This is a genomic window from Pseudomonas kribbensis (assembly GCF_003352185.1).
Taxonomy (GTDB): domain Bacteria; phylum Pseudomonadota; class Gammaproteobacteria; order Pseudomonadales; family Pseudomonadaceae; genus Aquipseudomonas; species Aquipseudomonas kribbensis.
This window is the reverse complement of record NZ_CP029608.1, coordinates 4930115-4947405: the sequence shown is the minus strand read 5'-3', so window position 1 is coordinate 4947405 and position 17291 is coordinate 4930115. Positions and strand designations below refer to the sequence as shown.

8 protein-coding genes are annotated in these 17291 nt (G+C 60.5%); 1 reads left to right on the top strand and 7 read right to left on the bottom strand.

Features of this window, described 5'->3' with window-relative positions:
* Positions 1 to 48: 48 nt before the first annotated feature.
* On the top strand, positions 49 to 807 hold the full coding sequence (locus tag DLD99_RS22540; RefSeq protein ID WP_114885134.1) for a COG4705 family protein: 759 nt from the start codon (positions 49 to 51) through the stop codon (positions 805 to 807).
* A gap of 62 nt (positions 808 to 869) precedes the next feature.
* On the opposite strand, the gene DLD99_RS22535 is transcribed toward DLD99_RS22540, so the two are convergent.
* From DLD99_RS22535 to DLD99_RS22505, 7 genes are all read right to left on the bottom strand, one after another.
* Positions 870 to 2189 (bottom strand): MFS transporter, encoded by a 1320-nt coding sequence (locus DLD99_RS22535; protein ID WP_114885132.1) that lies wholly within the window; start codon positions 2187 to 2189, stop codon positions 870 to 872.
* Positions 2190 to 2354: 165 nt separating this feature from the next.
* Complete coding sequence (locus DLD99_RS22530) at positions 2355 to 3683, bottom strand: sigma-54-dependent transcriptional regulator (protein WP_114885130.1); 1329 nt, start codon at positions 3681 to 3683, stop codon at positions 2355 to 2357.
* Positions 3683 to 5443, bottom strand: a complete 1761-nt coding sequence (locus tag DLD99_RS22525) for a sensor histidine kinase (protein WP_114885129.1) — start codon at positions 5441 to 5443, stop codon at positions 3683 to 3685. The genes DLD99_RS22530 and DLD99_RS22525 overlap by 1 nt, the downstream gene beginning before the upstream one ends.
* A 75-nt stretch (positions 5444 to 5518) precedes the next feature.
* Positions 5519 to 8188, bottom strand: a complete 2670-nt coding sequence (locus DLD99_RS22520; RefSeq protein WP_114885127.1) for an RHS repeat-associated core domain-containing protein — start codon at positions 8186 to 8188, stop codon at positions 5519 to 5521.
* A 19-nt stretch (positions 8189 to 8207) separates the two neighbouring features.
* Positions 8208 to 10988 (bottom strand): RHS repeat-associated core domain-containing protein, encoded by a 2781-nt coding sequence (locus tag DLD99_RS22515; protein WP_114885125.1) that lies wholly within the window; start codon positions 10986 to 10988, stop codon positions 8208 to 8210.
* A complete protein-coding gene (locus tag DLD99_RS22510) occupies positions 10985 to 15445 on the bottom strand; it encodes a SpvB/TcaC N-terminal domain-containing protein (protein WP_114885123.1) in 4461 nt (1486 codons plus the stop codon). The genes DLD99_RS22515 and DLD99_RS22510 overlap by 4 nt, the downstream gene beginning before the upstream one ends.
* Before the next feature lie 152 nt (positions 15446 to 15597).
* Positions 15598 to 17121: a fumarate hydratase gene (locus DLD99_RS22505; RefSeq protein WP_007960181.1), complete on the bottom strand. Its 1524-nt coding sequence runs from the start codon at positions 17119 to 17121 to the stop codon at positions 15598 to 15600.
* Positions 17122 to 17291: the final 170 nt, after the last annotated feature.

Here is a 17291-nt window from a genome sequence, read left to right as displayed (position 1 = left end):
GGCCAGAAAACCAAGAACCGGCCGTCACACACTGGAGCTTTACCTGCAATGAACAAACTGCCTCAAATCACCCTGGCCTTCTGGGTCATGAAAATCTGCGCGACGACCCTGGGGGAAACCGCGGGGGATTTGCTGTCGATGACCCTCAACGTCGGCTACGCCATGAGCTCGCTGATCCTGATCAGCGTGTTCGTCCTGACGCTGGTCACGCAACTGATGTCCAAGACCTACAAGCCGCTGCTGTACTGGATCGTGATCCTGTCGACCAGCACCGCCGGCACCACCATGTCCGATTTCATGGACCGCACGTTGGAGCTGGGCTACGCAACAGGTTCCATGATCCTGATCGCGATCCTGCTGGCGATCTTCGCGGCGTGGCGCCTGAGCGGCGACTCGCTTAACGTCACCAAGGTGCAGAGCTTTCGCGGCGAGATGTTCTACTGGATGGCGATCCTGTTCTCCAACACCCTGGGCACCGCGCTCGGCGATTACCTGGCGGACGACTCTGGCCTGGGCTTTGCCGGTGGCGCGCTGTTGATCGGCTCGGCGATTGCCGTGGTCGTACTGCTCAAGTACTTCACCAGGATTTCGTCGGTGGCGCTGTTCTGGGTGGCGTTCGTGCTGACCCGGCCGTTTGGCGCGACCTTGGGCGACCTGATGACCAAGTCCCATGAGAAGGGTGGACTGGACTTCGGCACCATCGGTTCGTCGGCGGTGCTGGCGGGGATTCTGCTGGTGATGATCGTGGGCGCGTCTTATGCGCAGAAGCGTTATGGCGGCAAACAGAGCGTTGCCGAGTTGTCCTGATCGGGAAATCGGACAGGAAAGAAACGCGCGAAGGTCTTGCACCTCCGCGCGTTTTTTTTCGATCAGTCAGTGACGATGCGCGAATGTTTCTGGGTGTCTTTCATGGTGATGTACACCAGCAGGGACACCGCAATGCACGCGGTCACGTACCAGTAGTAACCGGTTTCCATGCCGATGCTCTTGAACCACAGCGCGATGTACTCGGCGGTGCCGCCGAAGATCGACACGGTCAGTGCATACGGCAGGCCGACGCCCAGGGCGCGGATTTCGGTCGGGAACAGTTCGGCCTTCACCACGGCGTTGATCGAGGTGTAGCCGCTGACGATGATCAGCGCCGCCATGATCAGGAAGAACGCGCCCCACCAGGTCTGGATGGTGTGCAGGGTCATCAGGATCGGCACGGTGAAGATCGTCCCGAGCACGCCGAAGGCGATCAGGATCGGGCGACGACCGATCTTGTCGGACAGGCCGCCGATGATCGGTTGCAGGCACATGAACAGGAACAGCGTGGCCGCAGAAATGGTGGTGGAGTCGGAGATGCTCATGCCGACGGTGTTCACCAGGTATTTCTGCATGTAGGTGGTGTAGGTGTAGAACGCCAGCGTACCGCCCATGGTCAGGCCGACCACGGTGAGCAGTTCCTTCGGATGGCGCAGCAAGGTGCGCATGGCGCTTTCCTTGGACTTTTCTTTCTTGGTGAACGACTCGGTTTCTTCCATGCCGCGACGCAGGTACAGCGCGACGATTGCGCACAGCGCGCCGATGGCGAACGGAATACGCCAGCCCCAGGCGTACAGTTGCTCGGTGGTGAGCATCTGTTGCAGCACGATCAATACGCCCAGCGCGATGAGCTGGCCGGAAATCAGGGTCACGTACTGGAAGCTGGAGAAGAAGCCGCGACGCTCCTTGGTTGCCATCTCCGACAGGTAAGTGGCGGAGGTGCCGTATTCGCCACCGACCGACAGGCCCTGCAGCAGACGGGCGAACACCAGCAGGATCGGTGCGCCGATGCCGATGGTTTCGTAGTTGGGGCTCAGGGCAATCAGCAGGGAGCCGAAACACATCAGGTACACCGAGGCCATCAGTGCCTTTTTACGACCGACCTTGTCGGCGTACAGGCCCATCAGCCAGCCACCGATCGGGCGCATCAGAAAGCCCACGGCGAAGATCGCGGCGGTGTTCATCAACTGGGCGGTGGTGGAACCGGCGGGGAAGAAGGTCTTGGCGAAGTACAGCGAGAAGGCGGCATAGACGTACCAGTCGTACCACTCGACCATGTTGCCGACGGAACCGCTGAAGATCGACTTGATGCGACTGGCGGTGGTTTTTTCTTTGACCGGCACGGCAGCCGACCCAAGAGGCAGGGCGTTGGAGTTATCCATTGAAGGATCCTTCGTTTAATTGTTTTTGTGGAGCGCGTTGAAACGCAGCCTGCGGGGGCTATAGCAGGAGCTGTGCCAACGGGGAGAGGGCCGGTTTAGAGGGGGTGGGGAGATGGGGTGAGCGGGATTTTGCCGATGGACCGGAATGAATGAGCGGATTTCCGCTCATTCAGGTACGAACATTTCCCGGGTCAGTCCATGCCGCTGCATCTTTTCATTGAAAGTGCGACGCGGCAGTTGCAGTTCCTCCAGCACGGCTTTCACATCCCCCTTGTGCCGGGTCAACGCCGCCCGCAGACACTGCGCCTCAAACGCCTCCTGTTGCGCCGCCAGCGACTGCCCGGGATCGATGCCCTGCACCGGTTCATCCAGTCCCAGCACCTGCCGTTCGGCGACGTTCGCCAGTTCCCGCACATTACCCGGCCAGTCGTGACTGAGCAGGTGGCTCAACTGCGTACCACTGAGCGGCGGAAAAGACCGCCCCAATCGCTGGGCAGCGTTCTGGGCGAAGGACTCGAACAACAACGGAATGTCTTCGCGACGATCACGCAACGGCGGCAGGCGCAATTCGGCGACGTTCAGGCGATACGCCAGGTCCTCGCGAAACCGTCCGGCCCGAGCTTCATCCAGCAAATCGGGTTTTGTAGCCGCGACGATTCGCAAGTCCACCCGAATGCTCTGGTTCGACCCCAGCCGTTCCAGCTTCTGCTCCTGCAACACCCGCAGCAGCTTCACTTGCTGGGCCAGCGGCATGCTTTCGATTTCATCGAGGAACAGCGTGCCGCCATCGGCGTATTCCAGCTTGCCGATGCGCTTGCCGGAGGCCCCGGTGAACGCGCCGCTTTCATGGCCGAACAACTCGGCTTCGAACAACTGCTCGGGGATCGCCGCGCAGTTGAGCGCCACGAAGGGTTTGTCGGCGCGGGGGCCGAAGTCGTGCAGGCAGCGGGCGACCAATTCCTTGCCGCTGCCGGTTTCGCCACGGATCAGCACGTTGACCGGCAGCGTCGCCAGATCCAGCACCTGGCGGCGCAACGTCTGCAAACCACGGGATACACCGAGCAGCGTGGCATCCAGCTTGGCGCGATTGTCGGCCTGCTCGTGCAGGGCGCGGTTTTCCAGCACCAGCCGGCGCTTGTCCAGCGCCCGACGCAGGCTGCCGAGCAGGGTCTCGGGGCTGAAGGGTTTTTCCAGAAAATCGTAGGCGCCGTCGCGCATCGCTTCGACCGCCATCGGCACATCGCCGTGGCCGGTGAGCAGAATCACCGGCAGGTCGGTATCCCGGCGCTGCACCTCGGCCAGCAGTTCAAGACCGCTGAGGCCGGGCATGCGCACATCGCTGAGAATCACCCCGGCAAAATGTTTCGGCAGCGCCGCCAGGCATTCCTCCGCGCGGCTGAACAGCTGCACCTCGAACCCGGACAGGCTCAGCCATTGCTCGACCGCACTGCGAATGCTGCTTTCGTCATCGACCACCATCACGCGGTTGAGCATCAGAGGTGCGCCTCCAGATCGATTGGCAGGGTCAGGCTGAACACCGCGCCGTTGTCGCCGTTCTCGGCGCTCAGGCGCCCGCCGGATTCATGGACGATGGCAAACGATACCGCCAGCCCCAGACCGAGGCCGTCACCCACTGGTTTAGTGGTAAAGAACGGATCGAACACCTGGCCCAGATGTTCTTCGGCAATGCCGCCGCCATTGTCGATGACGCTCAGGCGCCACAGTTGTTCGTCGGCCTCCAGGCGGATTTCCAGGCGCTTGCAAGGTTTGCCCTGCATCGCATCGAGGGCGTTGCGCAGCAGGTTGATCAGCACCTGTTCGAGGCGGATCGCATCGCCGCGTACCCAGGCCGGACGGGTCAGGTGCAGCACCAGGCTGACCTGTTCGTCGCGCATTCTCGCGTCCAGCAATTGCAGAGCCTGATCGACCACCGTCGACAGGTCCAGCCGCTCGCGCAAACCGCTGGGGCTCTTGCGGGCGAAGGTTTTCAAATGACCGGTGAGGGCCGCCATGCGCGTGAGCATTTCATCCACCGGTTTGAGCGCCTTGTAGGCGTCATCGACGCGGCCATGATCGAGCAGCAGGCGCAGGGTCGCCAGCTGCATGCGCTGGGCGGTCAGCGGCTGATTGATTTCGTGGGCCAGCGCGGCGGACATCTGCCCGAGTGCGGCCAGTTTCGCCGACTGCACCAGTCCGTCCTGCGCAGTGCGCAAGTCGCGGGTACGTTCTTCGACCAGTTGCTCAAGTTCCTCGCGGCTACGCTGGCGCATCTTCGCCAGACGCCAGCGCTGATTGAGGAACAGCAACAGGAACACCAGCGCCAGCCACACCCCCGCTGCGGCGAGCCCGGCATTGCGCTGGTCTTCGAAGGACAGTTGCGGACGGCGCAACAGGTGCAGGGTCCAGCCTTCGGCGGTCAGCGGCAGGGATTCCCACAGGTAATCCGCCGTGCCTTGCGGAGCCTCGACACGACGCAGGTCGCTGTTGTCGTCGAAGCGACGCAGGGACAGATGGGTCAGCGGCACCAGCGACTGCTTGTCGTATTGACGGGTGGCCTTGATCTCTCGGTAATCGGCCGGGGTCAGCGGATGCAACAGGCGATAGCGCCACTCGGGCTGGTTGGCGATGAAGACGATGCCCCGGGCATCGCTGACCAGCAGGGTGTCGTTGCCATGGCTCCATTCGCGCTCAAGCTCGGGGAATTCGAGCTTGACCACCATCGCCCCGAGGAACTCGCCGTTGTCACCCAGCACGGCGCTGGACAGGAAATACCCGGGAATCCCGCTGGTGACGCCGACCGCGTAGAAGCGCCCGGTGCCCTGGGTGCGGGTCTGACTGAAGTACGGGCGAAAGCCGTAGTTGTGGCCGACGTAACTGCTGGGCAGACGCCAGTTGCTGGCTGCCACCGCGAGGCCGGTGTGATCGAGCAGTTCCAGCGTCGAGGACTGCGCGGCGCCGTTGATCTTTTCCAGCTTCAGATTCAGCGCAGCCTGTTGTTCGGCATTCACCGGGCCGGACAGTGCCGCACGCAATTGCGGGTCCAGTGCCAGCACGGCAGGCAGGGCGCGGTAGCGGTCGATCAGGGTGTGCAGCGAATTGGCGTAGAGCGCCAGTTGCTGGTTGGCCCGGGCAGCGTCCTCCACCAGCGCCTGGCGTTCGGCGTGACGGATCGCAAGCGTTGCGGCGAGGGCGGCGCCGGCGAGGATCAGCAGGGTGTACAGCGACAGACGCAGGGTACGGGAAGTCGGCAGCATGCTGGGCAAACGGATGGCAGGACGGGCGGGCACGATAGCATGTGCCCGCCCGGTACGGCGTATTGTCGAAGCGACTCAGACGTACGTTTCGCTCATCGTGCGTTGCACTCGCTGTTGCATTTTTATCCTGGGCTTGGGGATCGGTTTTTTCAGTGACTCGTTGCTGAGTTGCTGTTCCAGTTGGGCCGGGCGTGCCGTTACGCCGTCTGCTTCGCTCGCAGAGTCCTTGAGCTGTTGTTCGAGGCTCAATACCTGACCAATGGCCTCAAACGGATCGACCCCGGTTTTGAGCAGTTTCATGACTTCGCGTTGTTGATCGCCCAACAGGTCATCCAGTTGCCTATAGAACATGTCCTGAAGACGTGGCGAATAGGCACCAATATTGTTATTGGCATCCTTGATGCTTTGCAGGAGTTCATTGCCGCCCTTGATCAGGTTCTGTGCCCCTTCTACGAGGTCGGCTGCCCTATCGGCGGCAGCCGTTACCGTCGCGGCGATTTCCCGGGTGCGCAAGGTTTGCACGGCCTTCAGGCTTTTTTTGAAGAAGTGGTAACGCAACAGCGGAAAAACGATTGCCCCGACGAGAGTGCCCACGCCGGTGCCGATCAGGTTGCCGATACCCGGTACCGCAGTGCCTAGAATCCCGCCGACACCTGCACCCTTAATCGCGCCGTAGAAAGCAGATGTGAACCCGTGTCGGGACTTCATGAATGTGACAAAGGTGATGCTTTTGCGCAGTTCATTGATGTCGGCGTCTTCAGGAACGAGGCCGTCAAATTCGCTGGCAAGTTTGTGCAACTGATCTGCTGCGGTTGCCGCTCTGTCGAACACGCCGAAAAAACCTTTCGCCACGTCAAAAAGTACCTTCGCATTGCCCGTCTCGTCGACATGGATAATCGGGTTGTTGCCCACGAACGCATACAGGTTCAGCCCGTCGACAGCTCCTGACGGATCGGCAGCCGTCCAGCGTCCCAGCCACGGCGCGTAGTATCGGGCACCGTAGTAGTACAACCGGGTGACATCCATTTCCTTGCCCGAGTAGCGGATGTACCGGTATTCCACTTCGATCAGTACGGGCGCTGCCATCCACGCGGTTGCACCGAACGAAAAGTAGCCTTCGTGGCTGATCATCCGCGCCTGCTGATCCAGTTCCAGCGAAACCGCCCCCAGATGATCGCCTGACGTGTAGCGCAGCTGGTCAGCATCGATACCCGGCGGTTTGCCGTTCACCCAGTGCAGGCAAACGGTGTTGTCACTGGCCAGCGGCAGGGTGATCAAGTGCAGTTCTTCGCCATTGTCCTTGGTGCGGATTTCCAGTCCCGGCAGATAACGCACCTCATGGAAATGGCTGACTGTTGTCGTGTGGCTGTCGTGACGTTTGTAGACCCGCTGGCCCTGGCTGTAGCGGTAATGCTCTTCGTCGTTGGCACTGCTGCCGTTGCGATCGATGAGGATTACCTTGCCCAGCTCGCCACGGCTGTTCCACTCCATTGGCACGCCGGGTTGCAGCGCCAGCAGATGGCCGGCAGGGTCGAACAGGCGGGTGAAATCCGGAGGTGGGTCACCGGGTTTCCAGCGCACGCCGCGGTTACTGGCGGGATCGATGAATACCTCGAACGTGTGACTGGCGTCCTCACGAACATGGGTGGTTTTGAGGAGGTTGCCGCTGTCGTCGTACTCGTAGTTTTCGATGTAATTGCGCCGGTCAGTGGGGGAGGTCGGCTGCGGTCGGCCGAGATGGTCCGAGGGCGGGGCGTCGGCGTAGCCGGTGGTGTGTATCAACCTGTACAACGTGTCGTAACGAAACTCGCGGTGACCATCAACCCGCTGGTTGCTGAAATAGCTGGGCGTGTAGGCATGATCGAGAATGCGGGTGATGTTGCCCGTCCGGTCGTATTCATACTCGAAATCCTGAAGTGCCGATCCCGAATCCTTCTGTACGCTGTGACGATCCAGGCGCCCGTCGGTGGCCCGATAGTGCCAGTGACTGACGACGCCATTGCCGGTCTGTTGTTCGATGATCCGTCCGGCGGCGTTGTACTGCGCATCCTGTAATACGGTTTGCCAGTTGGTCTGTCCGTTGAGTTGCAACTGCACCCGATTGAGCTGCCCGGCGATGTCATAAGTCGATTGCTGTCTGTGACCGCCGGCGTCGACCTTTTCCAGCACCACGCCGAGCGGGTTGCTGGTGCATCGGCTGACAAAGGTTTTACCGTCATGGAAAGTACGGGTTTCATGTAACCCGGTGCCCGTCAGTCCGATACTGTGGAATGCGACGGTGCCGGATGGATCGCTCAGTTCGATCAATTGCCCGCGCAGATTACGGCCGAAGTCGTTTGTGACGTCGGCGTAGGTCCTCGTTTCAACGTCTGGAGTGCCGTTTTCTTCAAGGGTCAACAGGCGCAACTGGTCATCGTAGGTCATGACTCGATGATTACCGTTTGCGTCCCAGGAATGTCCGGGTTGCCCGGCCGGTCCAGGCAGGATGACGGTTGTGCCGGCATCGACACTGAGTGTCCTGAGCGCCTGACCATTGAGCGCGAAAAGTGTGAGGATATTCGGTGTCGGCAGGCGCGGATCGCGTTGAGCCACTGGTCGTCCGGCCGCATCAAAGTCTTGGCGGGTGATGAGCGATTCTACGTCCCCATCTGCCATCCTGCGCAGGTATTCGACCTGTCGGACCCGGAGTGCACGGGGGGCGTGAACCTGCAAGGAGGGTGTGCGCCAATGTACGGATCGAATCATCGGGCTGCTCATTGCACGTTCAACGGCGCCCAGCGCGTTGCCGCATCAGGAACTGATTGTCGGTAGTGCCCATTTCCTTGTACCAGGCCATGCCTTTTTGCATTCGGTCGATATAGTCCAGCGTCCTTTCGGTCTTTTGTCGCAGGCCCGAGCGGGTGATCGGCGCGAGCGTTTCAGGGGACGTCATGTGATTGACGTTGGGAATGTGATCGGCTGGATAAACGACGTTCGTACCCAATGCGTTAAAAGCCGCCTCGGCCCAGGCGGAGCGTTGTTCTACGGCCTCTTTCCATTCACTGAGCAGCGTTTCGATCTTGCCGATCTTGACGGGATCGAGGCGGTTCTTGATGTCTTCGGCTTCAACGGCGCGGGCGAACAAATTGAACGCGCCGCCAAGGATCGATATCCATGCTCCTACCAGACGCCCCATCACGAATTCAGGATTGAGCACCGAGTTGAGCGCCGGGTGGATCAGTTCATCCTTGATGCTCCGCCAGTTGAGTTCGATATCTTTGGCGGCTTCCTCGATCCCCATTGCTTTATCGATCGCAGACACGGAGATGGTTGAAGTCTGGGGTATGAGTGCGCCGATCAGACCCAAGCCTGTGATCGGAGCTGCCATGCCAGCCATGATGTCTCCGGCGACGTTGCCACCCGTCACCGCCTCGATGAAGGGCAAGCGGTCGACTCTGCTGTGAGAGACGATATGTGGTACATCCGGGATGAGCTGACCGACCTGTTCTCCGCCGATGTTCCCGGCTTCATAGCTGAGTATCCCTGTGACCACTTCGCCTACAGTATTGGCCAGCAGGTTTCTCTTGATGTTTTTCTGGTGGATGACGTTGTCGATCTGCACCAGTGTCTGCCCGGCAATGCCTTCGAGTGTCGACACAAAACCCGAGTACAGCATGATGACGCTTTCCGCCTTCGCACCGCCCGAAGGATCGACAAAGCGAAGCGGGTTGTTGGACACAAAGGCGTAAAGGTTGAGCCCGTCCACCGTGCCGGCCGGATCGGCGCTCACCCAGCGACACAACCACGGCGCGTAATACCGTGCTCCGTAGTAATAAAGCCCGGTGACATCCATTTCCTTGCCCGAATAGCGGGTGAACTTGTAGTCCGCTTCGATCTGCGAGCGGGCCGCCATCGACGAGGTAGCACCGAAGGCGTAGTAGCTTTCGCGGCTGATCACCTGCGCCCTTTGATCAATCTCCGTAACGCTCGATCCCAAATGGTCGGAATGGGAATAACACAACCGATCTGCATCGATACCAGGCGGTTTGCCGGTGACCCAGTGCAGGCACGTCACCTCGCCGGTGCCGGTGGCTACGGTGATCCTGTGCAATTCTTCTCCGCTGCTTCTGGTGCGGATTTCCAGACTCCCCACGTAATGCACTTCAGCAACATGGTTGACGGTGCCTGTGTGGGTTTCGTGACGTTTATAGACCCTTGCACCCTGGCTGTAGTGATACAGCTCCTGATCGGACGGACCGCTGGCGTGCTCCACGAGGATCAGCGACTCCAGCTGATGGCGGCTGTTCCAGTGCATTGGCTGGCCGGGTTGCAGGGCCAGCAGATTGCCGGCGCGGTCGAACAGGGCCCTGAAGTCAGGTGCCGGGTCCCCCGCTTTCCAGCGCACACCGCGATTGCTGGCAGGGTCGATGAACATCTGGCGGGTGTAGTTGTTGCCCTCGCGAATATGAGTCAGTTTTTTCAGGTTGTTGCCGTCGTCGTATTCGAAAGACTCGACATAGTTGCGTCGGTCATTGGGGTCGGTGGGGTGCGGCCGTCCAGGATTGTCCTCGGGTGGGGCGTCGTTGTAACCGGTGGCGCGAATCAGGCGGTACACCGAGTCATAGCCAAAGGTGCGTTCACCGTCGACCCGCTGGTTGCGGAAAAACGTCGGTGTGTAGGTGTGATCGACAATGCAGATGGTGTTGCCCACCAAGTCGTATTCATACTCGAAATCCTGAACCGCCGGCTCCGAAGCCTTTTGCGCGTACTGCCGAAGCAGACGTCCGTCGGCCTCGCGGTAATGCCAGTGGCTGGTCACACCGTTGCCGAGCCGTTGTTCGGTGATCCGGCCGGCGGCGTTGTAATCCGCGCCGTTCAGGATCGGCTGGACACTTTGCCCGCTGAGTTGCAGTTGCACCTGAGCAAGCTGCCCGGCGATGTCGAAGGTTGATTGTTGGACATGCCCGCCGGCGTCGGTGGTTTGCAGCAGTGCACCGATGGCGCTGAAACGCTGACGGCCGGCGCAGATCTTGCCATCCTCGAAGGTGCGGACCTCTTCTGTTGACTGATCACGCATGTTGAAACTGTTGAATTGCACCGTACCCGATGGATCGCTCAGCGCCGTCATTTGTCCGCGCAGATTGTGCGTCGGATCGGCCGAAACCGTTTCATAGCTGAACGTTTCGAAGCCGGTTACACCGTTTTCTGTGACGCTGCGCAGACGCAGTTGCGCGTCGTAGCTCATCTCCCGGTGATTGCCGTTCGCATCCCAATTCTGCAAAAGCTCGCCGCCGAGTCCTGGCAGGAGCGTGTTTTCGCCACCGTCGACGTTCCGGGTCTTGACCGCCATGCCATCTAACCTGAACACGGTTGTTGTATTGGGCATGGGTAAGCGCGGATCGTGCTGTGCAACCAGATGGCCGACAACGTCATATTGCAATCGGTTGATGAGCGCTCGCACTTGCTCGCCGGCCACTGTGCGCAGGTACTCGACTTGTCTGACGGCTTCGCCGCGAGGGCCGATGACCGACAGTGTCGGTGTGAGATGGTGCACGCTGGCGTTCATGACTTGACCCGTTTTGCGGGTTTTGCAGGCGCCGGTCTTTTTGCAGGCCTGGTCAGTGGCGGTTCTTGCGTATCGTTGTAGTCGTAGCTGAGCTTGAACCACGGATGCAGAACGTCGAACGCCAGATGGCCGAGCGCGTTGATCGTCTGGATCGGCCGCCCCAGTGCGTCGTAGAACATCTGGTCGTGGTAGCCGTGCTTGCGCATGGCGCTGTCATTGATACAGCGATGACTGTTGAGGAAATAGGGCCGGTAGACCCGAATGGTTTCGCCCTTGTGGTTGTATTCCACGCGACTCTGCACTCGCCAGCGTTGAAGGGCCGGCAGTTCAATAGGCTTGCCATCGGCCCCCGTCGCCAGGCCGTCCTCGGCCGTGGCGACAAAGGCATCGCCCGGCGGGACGAGCTGTTTGTTTTGCAACTCGCGGCCAAAGCCGTCGATGTAGCTGATCGTCATTTGAATCTGTTGCAGCGGGTCGGTGTGATAACGGTCGGCAACCAGACTCAGGCTGTGCACCGGTTGCCTGAGGGCGGTGTGAATGATCCTGAGCAGAGCCTGTTCGCTGACCGTGCGTTTTTTGCGCTGGTTCAGCCAGCGCAGCGCCGAGGCGCGGATGTGGCCGTCGGGCAGGATCAGGCCGTTGGCGATCCAATCCTTTCTTTTGCGCGACAGGGTTTGGCGCGGGAGTGCGGGCATCCAGCTGAACAGCTCGGTGCGCACTGCACTGGCGGCGGATGCCACTACGGTTTTCGGATGGGCGAGGGCGTATTCGACGCTCAGATCAGACTGCGGCGGGTAAGCGGACAGAGGCTCGAACCCGGCCGGCAATCCTTCTTCGCTGCCATGAAAACTGAGCACCATGGGCTGACCGCCTGCGTCGTAAAGAACTTCCTGAATGTTCTCGTTGGGATTGGTGATACTGAACGGCTGCAGGGTGTGCATGTCGTATTTCACCGATGTCACGCAGCCGTCCGGCAGGGTGATGGCAATGGTCATCAGGTGGTCAGCATCCCAGGTGATGTGCGTCACACCATGGCTGGCGGTCTGTTGTACCTCGGTGACGTGATAAAAACCGCTGGCATCGGTGTAGGTGAAAAAGCCGCTTTGCGCTGACCACAGGTTTTGCAGCAGATCCTGTGCAGGGTCCTCCGGGAGGAGCAGCTTCATGGGCGAGTAGCCGATCTTTGTCAGCTCGTTCCGAATGACTATCGGGACGTCGTCGTAGGCCTCCAGGGCCTTTTTGTCGAACACGGCCTGCTCGGTCGGCCCGGCCAGCGGCGGGTAGAGAATCTTGCCGGTGGACTCCAGGTACGTGTGTTGCGAGAGTGAGGTCAGTTCCCGCGCGTTTGTCCATTCGGCACTGTCTTTGTACCGGTCGAAATTTTCGAAACTGATGTCCGCCGCTCGCAGCCCGCCCGGCAGTGCGCCCTTGGGCAGCTTCATTGCGTTGCTGCGCTGGCGCCAGGGCAAGCCGAGCAGCCAGTGACCGTCAGTGGTCAGGTGAATGAAGGCGGCGAGTGTTTCCGTCAGATAAAAGTACTGTTGCTGCTCATCGTGACTGTCTACCCAGGCCCGAAGCTGGTCTTCTCGATCGAAGGGCGGTTTGTCCGTTTCGGTGCGACGGCGAGCACAGGCGACCGTGACACTTCGAGTCGACTGACCGTACTCGTTCTGCTCCTGATTGACGGTGTGCTGACAGTTCGGGTCGTCCATGAAACGTTCGTATTGATGGCTACGGGTTTCCAGTTCGAGCACCAGCAGACTGGACGGGTTGTCTTTGACCACCCGCACCCGATAGCGAAATTCGCTCAGGGAGAACAGGCGCACCGGGGTGGGGTCGTCTGCCTGAGACACTTCGCTGCGCAGTGGGCGACCAGCCAGGGCGTAGGCAATTTCGCGATTGTCGTCGGCTTTGTGCCGCGTCCGAACACGCTCCTTTCTGCCCTTGGCATCAAACGTTGAAATAACCGTGGGCCCGAGCGGTGTGATGGCGTTGTCGAGTTCGCAGATGTCTTGTAAAACAGGGTCGATGCTTTGACCGGTATGAAACCAGTGAGTCGTCCGCATCGGCGCCGTATGGCCGCTTTCAGCCTTGCCCGGCTCCAGTTCACTGTCGGTCTGGCAGACTTTGCCGAAACCGCGAAACTCACGAAAGTAACCGTCGTAATAGCCCTTGAAATACTCGTAGAACTGCATCAGGTAGTTGCCAGTGATCTCATCGTCCTGACGCAACCAGTGAAGCACCATCTGGGGAAAGGGCAGAAGGCAGACCGGACGTCGGCGTGCCATCAGTTCCAGACGTTTTTCATCCAGCCAGAACTGCGCACTGCTGCGATGTTGCAGTGTGGCGCTGTAGCCCATGTTGTTGTTGCAACCTGTGAGCAGATAGGGCCGTTTACTGACGAAGTGATAAACCCAGTGCTGCGGCGTCATGTGCGGTTTGGTGAACAGCAGGCTGGCACAGCCCAGGCCTTGCAGGTCGGCGAAGGTCACCTGGCAGAGGTTGTCGTAGCGAATGCCGTCGGGCCACGCAACGATGCGCGGGACTTGCTCAAAGACATTGCCCCCGTAATTCCAGTAGATCTCGAAGTGATCGGAACACAGACGGATCAACGCCGGTGCACCGGAGCCATCGAGATCGGCGAAGCGAATCTGATCGGCATTGAAATGCGTGTACTCGAAGGGTAGCGCGCTGATTGCAATCCGTTTGCCGAAATGGCCGTGGCCCAGATTGGCCCAGGTTTCGATCCCGTCGTGACGAACCCGGCACAGGCCCGAGAGGTCACTGGCATGCAGGTTGCCGAACATCACAAGCTCGGTGCGGGCGTCGCTGAACAGCGGTAAACGATCCGGGGTATGCGGCACATCCTTGCCGGGTGCGAATCCTTTCTCCCGCACATTGGCGTACACCCGCACGCTGTTCGGGCCGATCAGGGCCATGGAATCCAGGCCATCGCCGCTCAGGTCGCCCAGTTGTGCCAGTTGATGGAAATACTCCACGGGAAACTGGCTGAATGGCTTGAACAACGACCAGGTGCCATCCGGGTTGAGCGTGTAATACCCGCTACCACCGGGTTGCGCGACGACCCAGTCCAGGCGCCCGTCACCGGTGAGGTCGGTGAGGATCTGCACCATCGGTTTGCTGCTGTCGGCGTTCGGAATCAGCGGCAGCAGTGTCCAGGGGCCGTAGACGATTTCGTCAGAACCGGGCGTATCGCGCAAGGGCTCGCGGTAATACCAGGCGCCGTCGTACTGGCAGAGAAAACCGGGCACGCCTTCGCCGTAAAGATCAACACAATGGTAGGGCTTGCCGTCGTTGAGGCCGGGCATGTGATCGAGTTGCAGAAAGGGTTTGGGGGCGGTGTCGAGGAACAGCGCTTCATAAAAATATTCGAGGGGCGGCATGTGCCTGACGCGACCTGTAACGTCGTAGCTCATGTAGTGCGCGGCTTTCAGGTGGTTGTACCGATGCTGTGTGGGTTCGTGCTCCAGCAGCAGTCGATTGACCAGCATCGGAGTGAGGCCGGTGTGGTTGAACAACAGAAACTGCCGGCACAGGCGCCGGGTCCCGATTTCAAAGCCATAACGATGCATACGAAACGGGTCGGAACGCACCGTCCAGGCATCCTCGTTGGCGGCATACGGTGGAACATCGTCATATCCGGCGACGCGTTCGCCGTAGTCAACGATCAGTCGGAACTTCCAGTCCAGTAACTCCGGTTGCGCGTGATCCAGACAATACAGATCGGTACTGGCGGTCTTGTTGCAATAACAGACTTGCCGCAGGTAACGCTGGGCACTGTAGTCAAAACGGGCGTCGGTGACTTTGTCGTCAGCCTTGTACTGGTAAAAGATGTTTTCGCCCAAAGGGTTCCGGACTTCCACCAGCAACCACACTGCGATAAGGGTCGGGTCCGCCGGGTCATGGATGCAGGCATCCAGGGTGTTGCCGTAGCAATACTGAGAGCCGTCTGCGCCAAAGACCACCCAGAACCGATGGCCGCCACCGGTCGGGGTCCAAAGCTCGTAGCGGGTAAAGGTCGTTTCCAGGCGCGGAATGTAGAGCACCACGGAATAGGTTTTGGCGTTCCTGCCTTTACCGCGTGTACGCTTTCTGGTCTTGATCTTGCCGCGGGCCGTCAGCTCGGGCCGCAGATCGGTGCCGTCGGCCTGCATGACATCGGCGGCCTCGTATTTCGGCACACCCTTGCTGGTCTTGCGCGAGATGGCGGGCAGCGGTAGATCCCAGCCGAGCCCGCATTTGCCATTGCCCGCGTTACCGTCGTAGACCAGTTGCAACTCGGGATTGAGCGTGCGCGCATTCAGGATCGGGAGGGGCAGCGTATAAGAGCGCTGCCCGGTTGCACCGATCTCTCCCCAACTGCGCCCGTTCGTTGCAATGGACGCTGTCTTGGCAATGGAGGGAGGAGTGACGAGCGCATCTGCATCCGGGGTCATGGCGTCGCAACCTGAAGATGTCGAGGTGTCACGCTAGCAGAGCGGCATGCGCCAGACACCTGTCAGATCTGACAGGTGCCGACTGACGGCAGGCGAAAAAAAACCGGGCGGTCATCGCTGACCGCCCGGTTTTTCACAAGCAGCTGAAGCGCTTACTGCACTTCTACCGCCAGACTTTCGCTGATCTTCTGTTGCCAGATCGCAGGGCCGGTGATGTGCACCGATTCCCCTTTGCTGTCCACCGCGACGGTGACCGGCATGTCCTTGACCTCGAACTCGTAGATCGCTTCCATGCCCAGCTCGGCGAACGCCAGGACCTTGGACTTCTTGATCGCTTGCGCCACCAGGTAAGCGGCGCCGCCGACGGCCATCAGGTACACGGCCTTGTTGTCCTTGATCGCGTCGATGGCGGTCGGGCCGCGCTCGGACTTGCCGATCATGCCCAACAGGCCGGTCTGCTCGAGGATCTGACGGGTGAACTTGTCCATCCGCGTGGCGGTGGTCGGGCCAGCCGGGCCAACCACTTCGTCACCGACCGGATCAACCGGGCCGACGTAGTAGATGAAGCGACCCTTGAGGTCTACCGGCAGGGTTTCGCCCTTGTTCAGCATCTCGACCATGCGCTTGTGCGCCGCGTCGCGACCGGTGAGCATCTTGCCGTTGAGCAGGACGGTTTCGCCCGGCTTCCAGCTCTGCACGTCTTCCGGGGTCAGGGTGTCGAGGTTGACGCGACGGGCCGACGGGCCGGCTTCCCAGACGATTTCCGGGTAGGCGTCCAGCGGTGGCGCTTCCAGCGAAGCCGGGCCGGAACCGTCGAGCACGAAGTGCGCGTGACGGGTGGCGGCGCAGTTCGGGATCATGCACACCGGCAGCGAGGCTGCGTGGGTCGGGTAATCCATGATCTTCACGTCGAGCACGGTGGTCAGGCCACCCAGGCCCTGGGCGCCGATGCCCAGCTGGTTGACCTTCTCGAACAGCTCCAGACGCATTTCTTCGATACGGTTCTGCGGGCCACGGGCTTTCAGCTCGTGAATGTCGATGGATTCCATCAACACTTCCTTGGCCATCACGGCGGCTTTCTCGGCAGTGCCGCCGATGCCGATGCCCAGCATGCCCGGTGGGCACCAGCCGGCGCCCATCGTCGGAACGGTCTTCAGCACCCAGTCGACGATCGAGTCGGACGGGTTGAGCATGGCCATTTTCGACTTGTTCTCGGAACCGCCGCCCTTGGCCGCCACGTCCACTTCCACGGTGTTGCCCGGGACGATGGAGTAGTGGATGACCGCCGGGGTGTTGTCCTTGGTGTTTTTACGAGCGCCCGCCGGGTCGGCCAGGATGGAAGCACGCAGGACGTTTTCCGGCAGGTTATAGGCGCGGCGCACGCCTTCGTTGATCATGTCGTCCAGGCTCATGGTCGCGCCATCCCAACGCACGTCCATGCCCACACGCACGAACACGGTCACGATGCCGGTGTCCTGGCAGATCGGCCGGTGGCCGGTGGCGCACATGCGCGAGTTGATCAGGATCTGCGCCATCGAGTCACGGGCCGCTGGCGATTCTTCGCGCAGGTAGGCTTCGTGCATCGCCTGGATGAAGTCCACGGGGTGGTAGTAGGAAATGAATTGCAGGGCGTCGGCAACGCTCTGAATCAGGTCGTCTTGCTTGATCACGGTCATGAGTCGCGCTCCTCTAAAAGACGGGAACATTCAATAAGGTGCCTGCGGCTTGGGTGCATCGGTCGGTCGCAGACACCTTTCAAGGCACGCCGGGGCTGCTGGCGCGACGCTAAAAAGGCGCGGCAGTATACCGCGCCTCCCCGGTGGTGACACGCGCCGGCAGTCATTCG

Coding starts and splice junctions, on each gene's coding strand:
- DLD99_RS22535 (WP_114885132.1), bottom strand. CDS start 2,189: ATGGATAACTCCAACGCCCTGCCTCTTGGGTCGGCTGCCGTGCCGGTC.
- DLD99_RS22525 (WP_114885129.1), bottom strand. CDS start 5,443: ATGCTGCCGACTTCCCGTACCCTGCGTCTGTCGCTGTACACCCTGCTG.
- DLD99_RS22540 (WP_114885134.1), top strand. CDS start 49: ATGAACAAACTGCCTCAAATCACCCTGGCCTTCTGGGTCATGAAAATC.
- DLD99_RS22510 (WP_114885123.1), bottom strand. CDS start 15,445: ATGACCCCGGATGCAGATGCGCTCGTCACTCCTCCCTCCATTGCCAAG.
- DLD99_RS22505 (WP_007960181.1), bottom strand. CDS start 17,121: ATGACCGTGATCAAGCAAGACGACCTGATTCAGAGCGTTGCCGACGCC.
- DLD99_RS22530 (WP_114885130.1), bottom strand. CDS start 3,683: ATGCTCAACCGCGTGATGGTGGTCGATGACGAAAGCAGCATTCGCAGT.
- DLD99_RS22520 (WP_114885127.1), bottom strand. CDS start 8,188: ATGATTCGATCCGTACATTGGCGCACACCCTCCTTGCAGGTTCACGCC.
- DLD99_RS22515 (WP_114885125.1), bottom strand. CDS start 10,988: ATGAACGCCAGCGTGCACCATCTCACACCGACACTGTCGGTCATCGGC.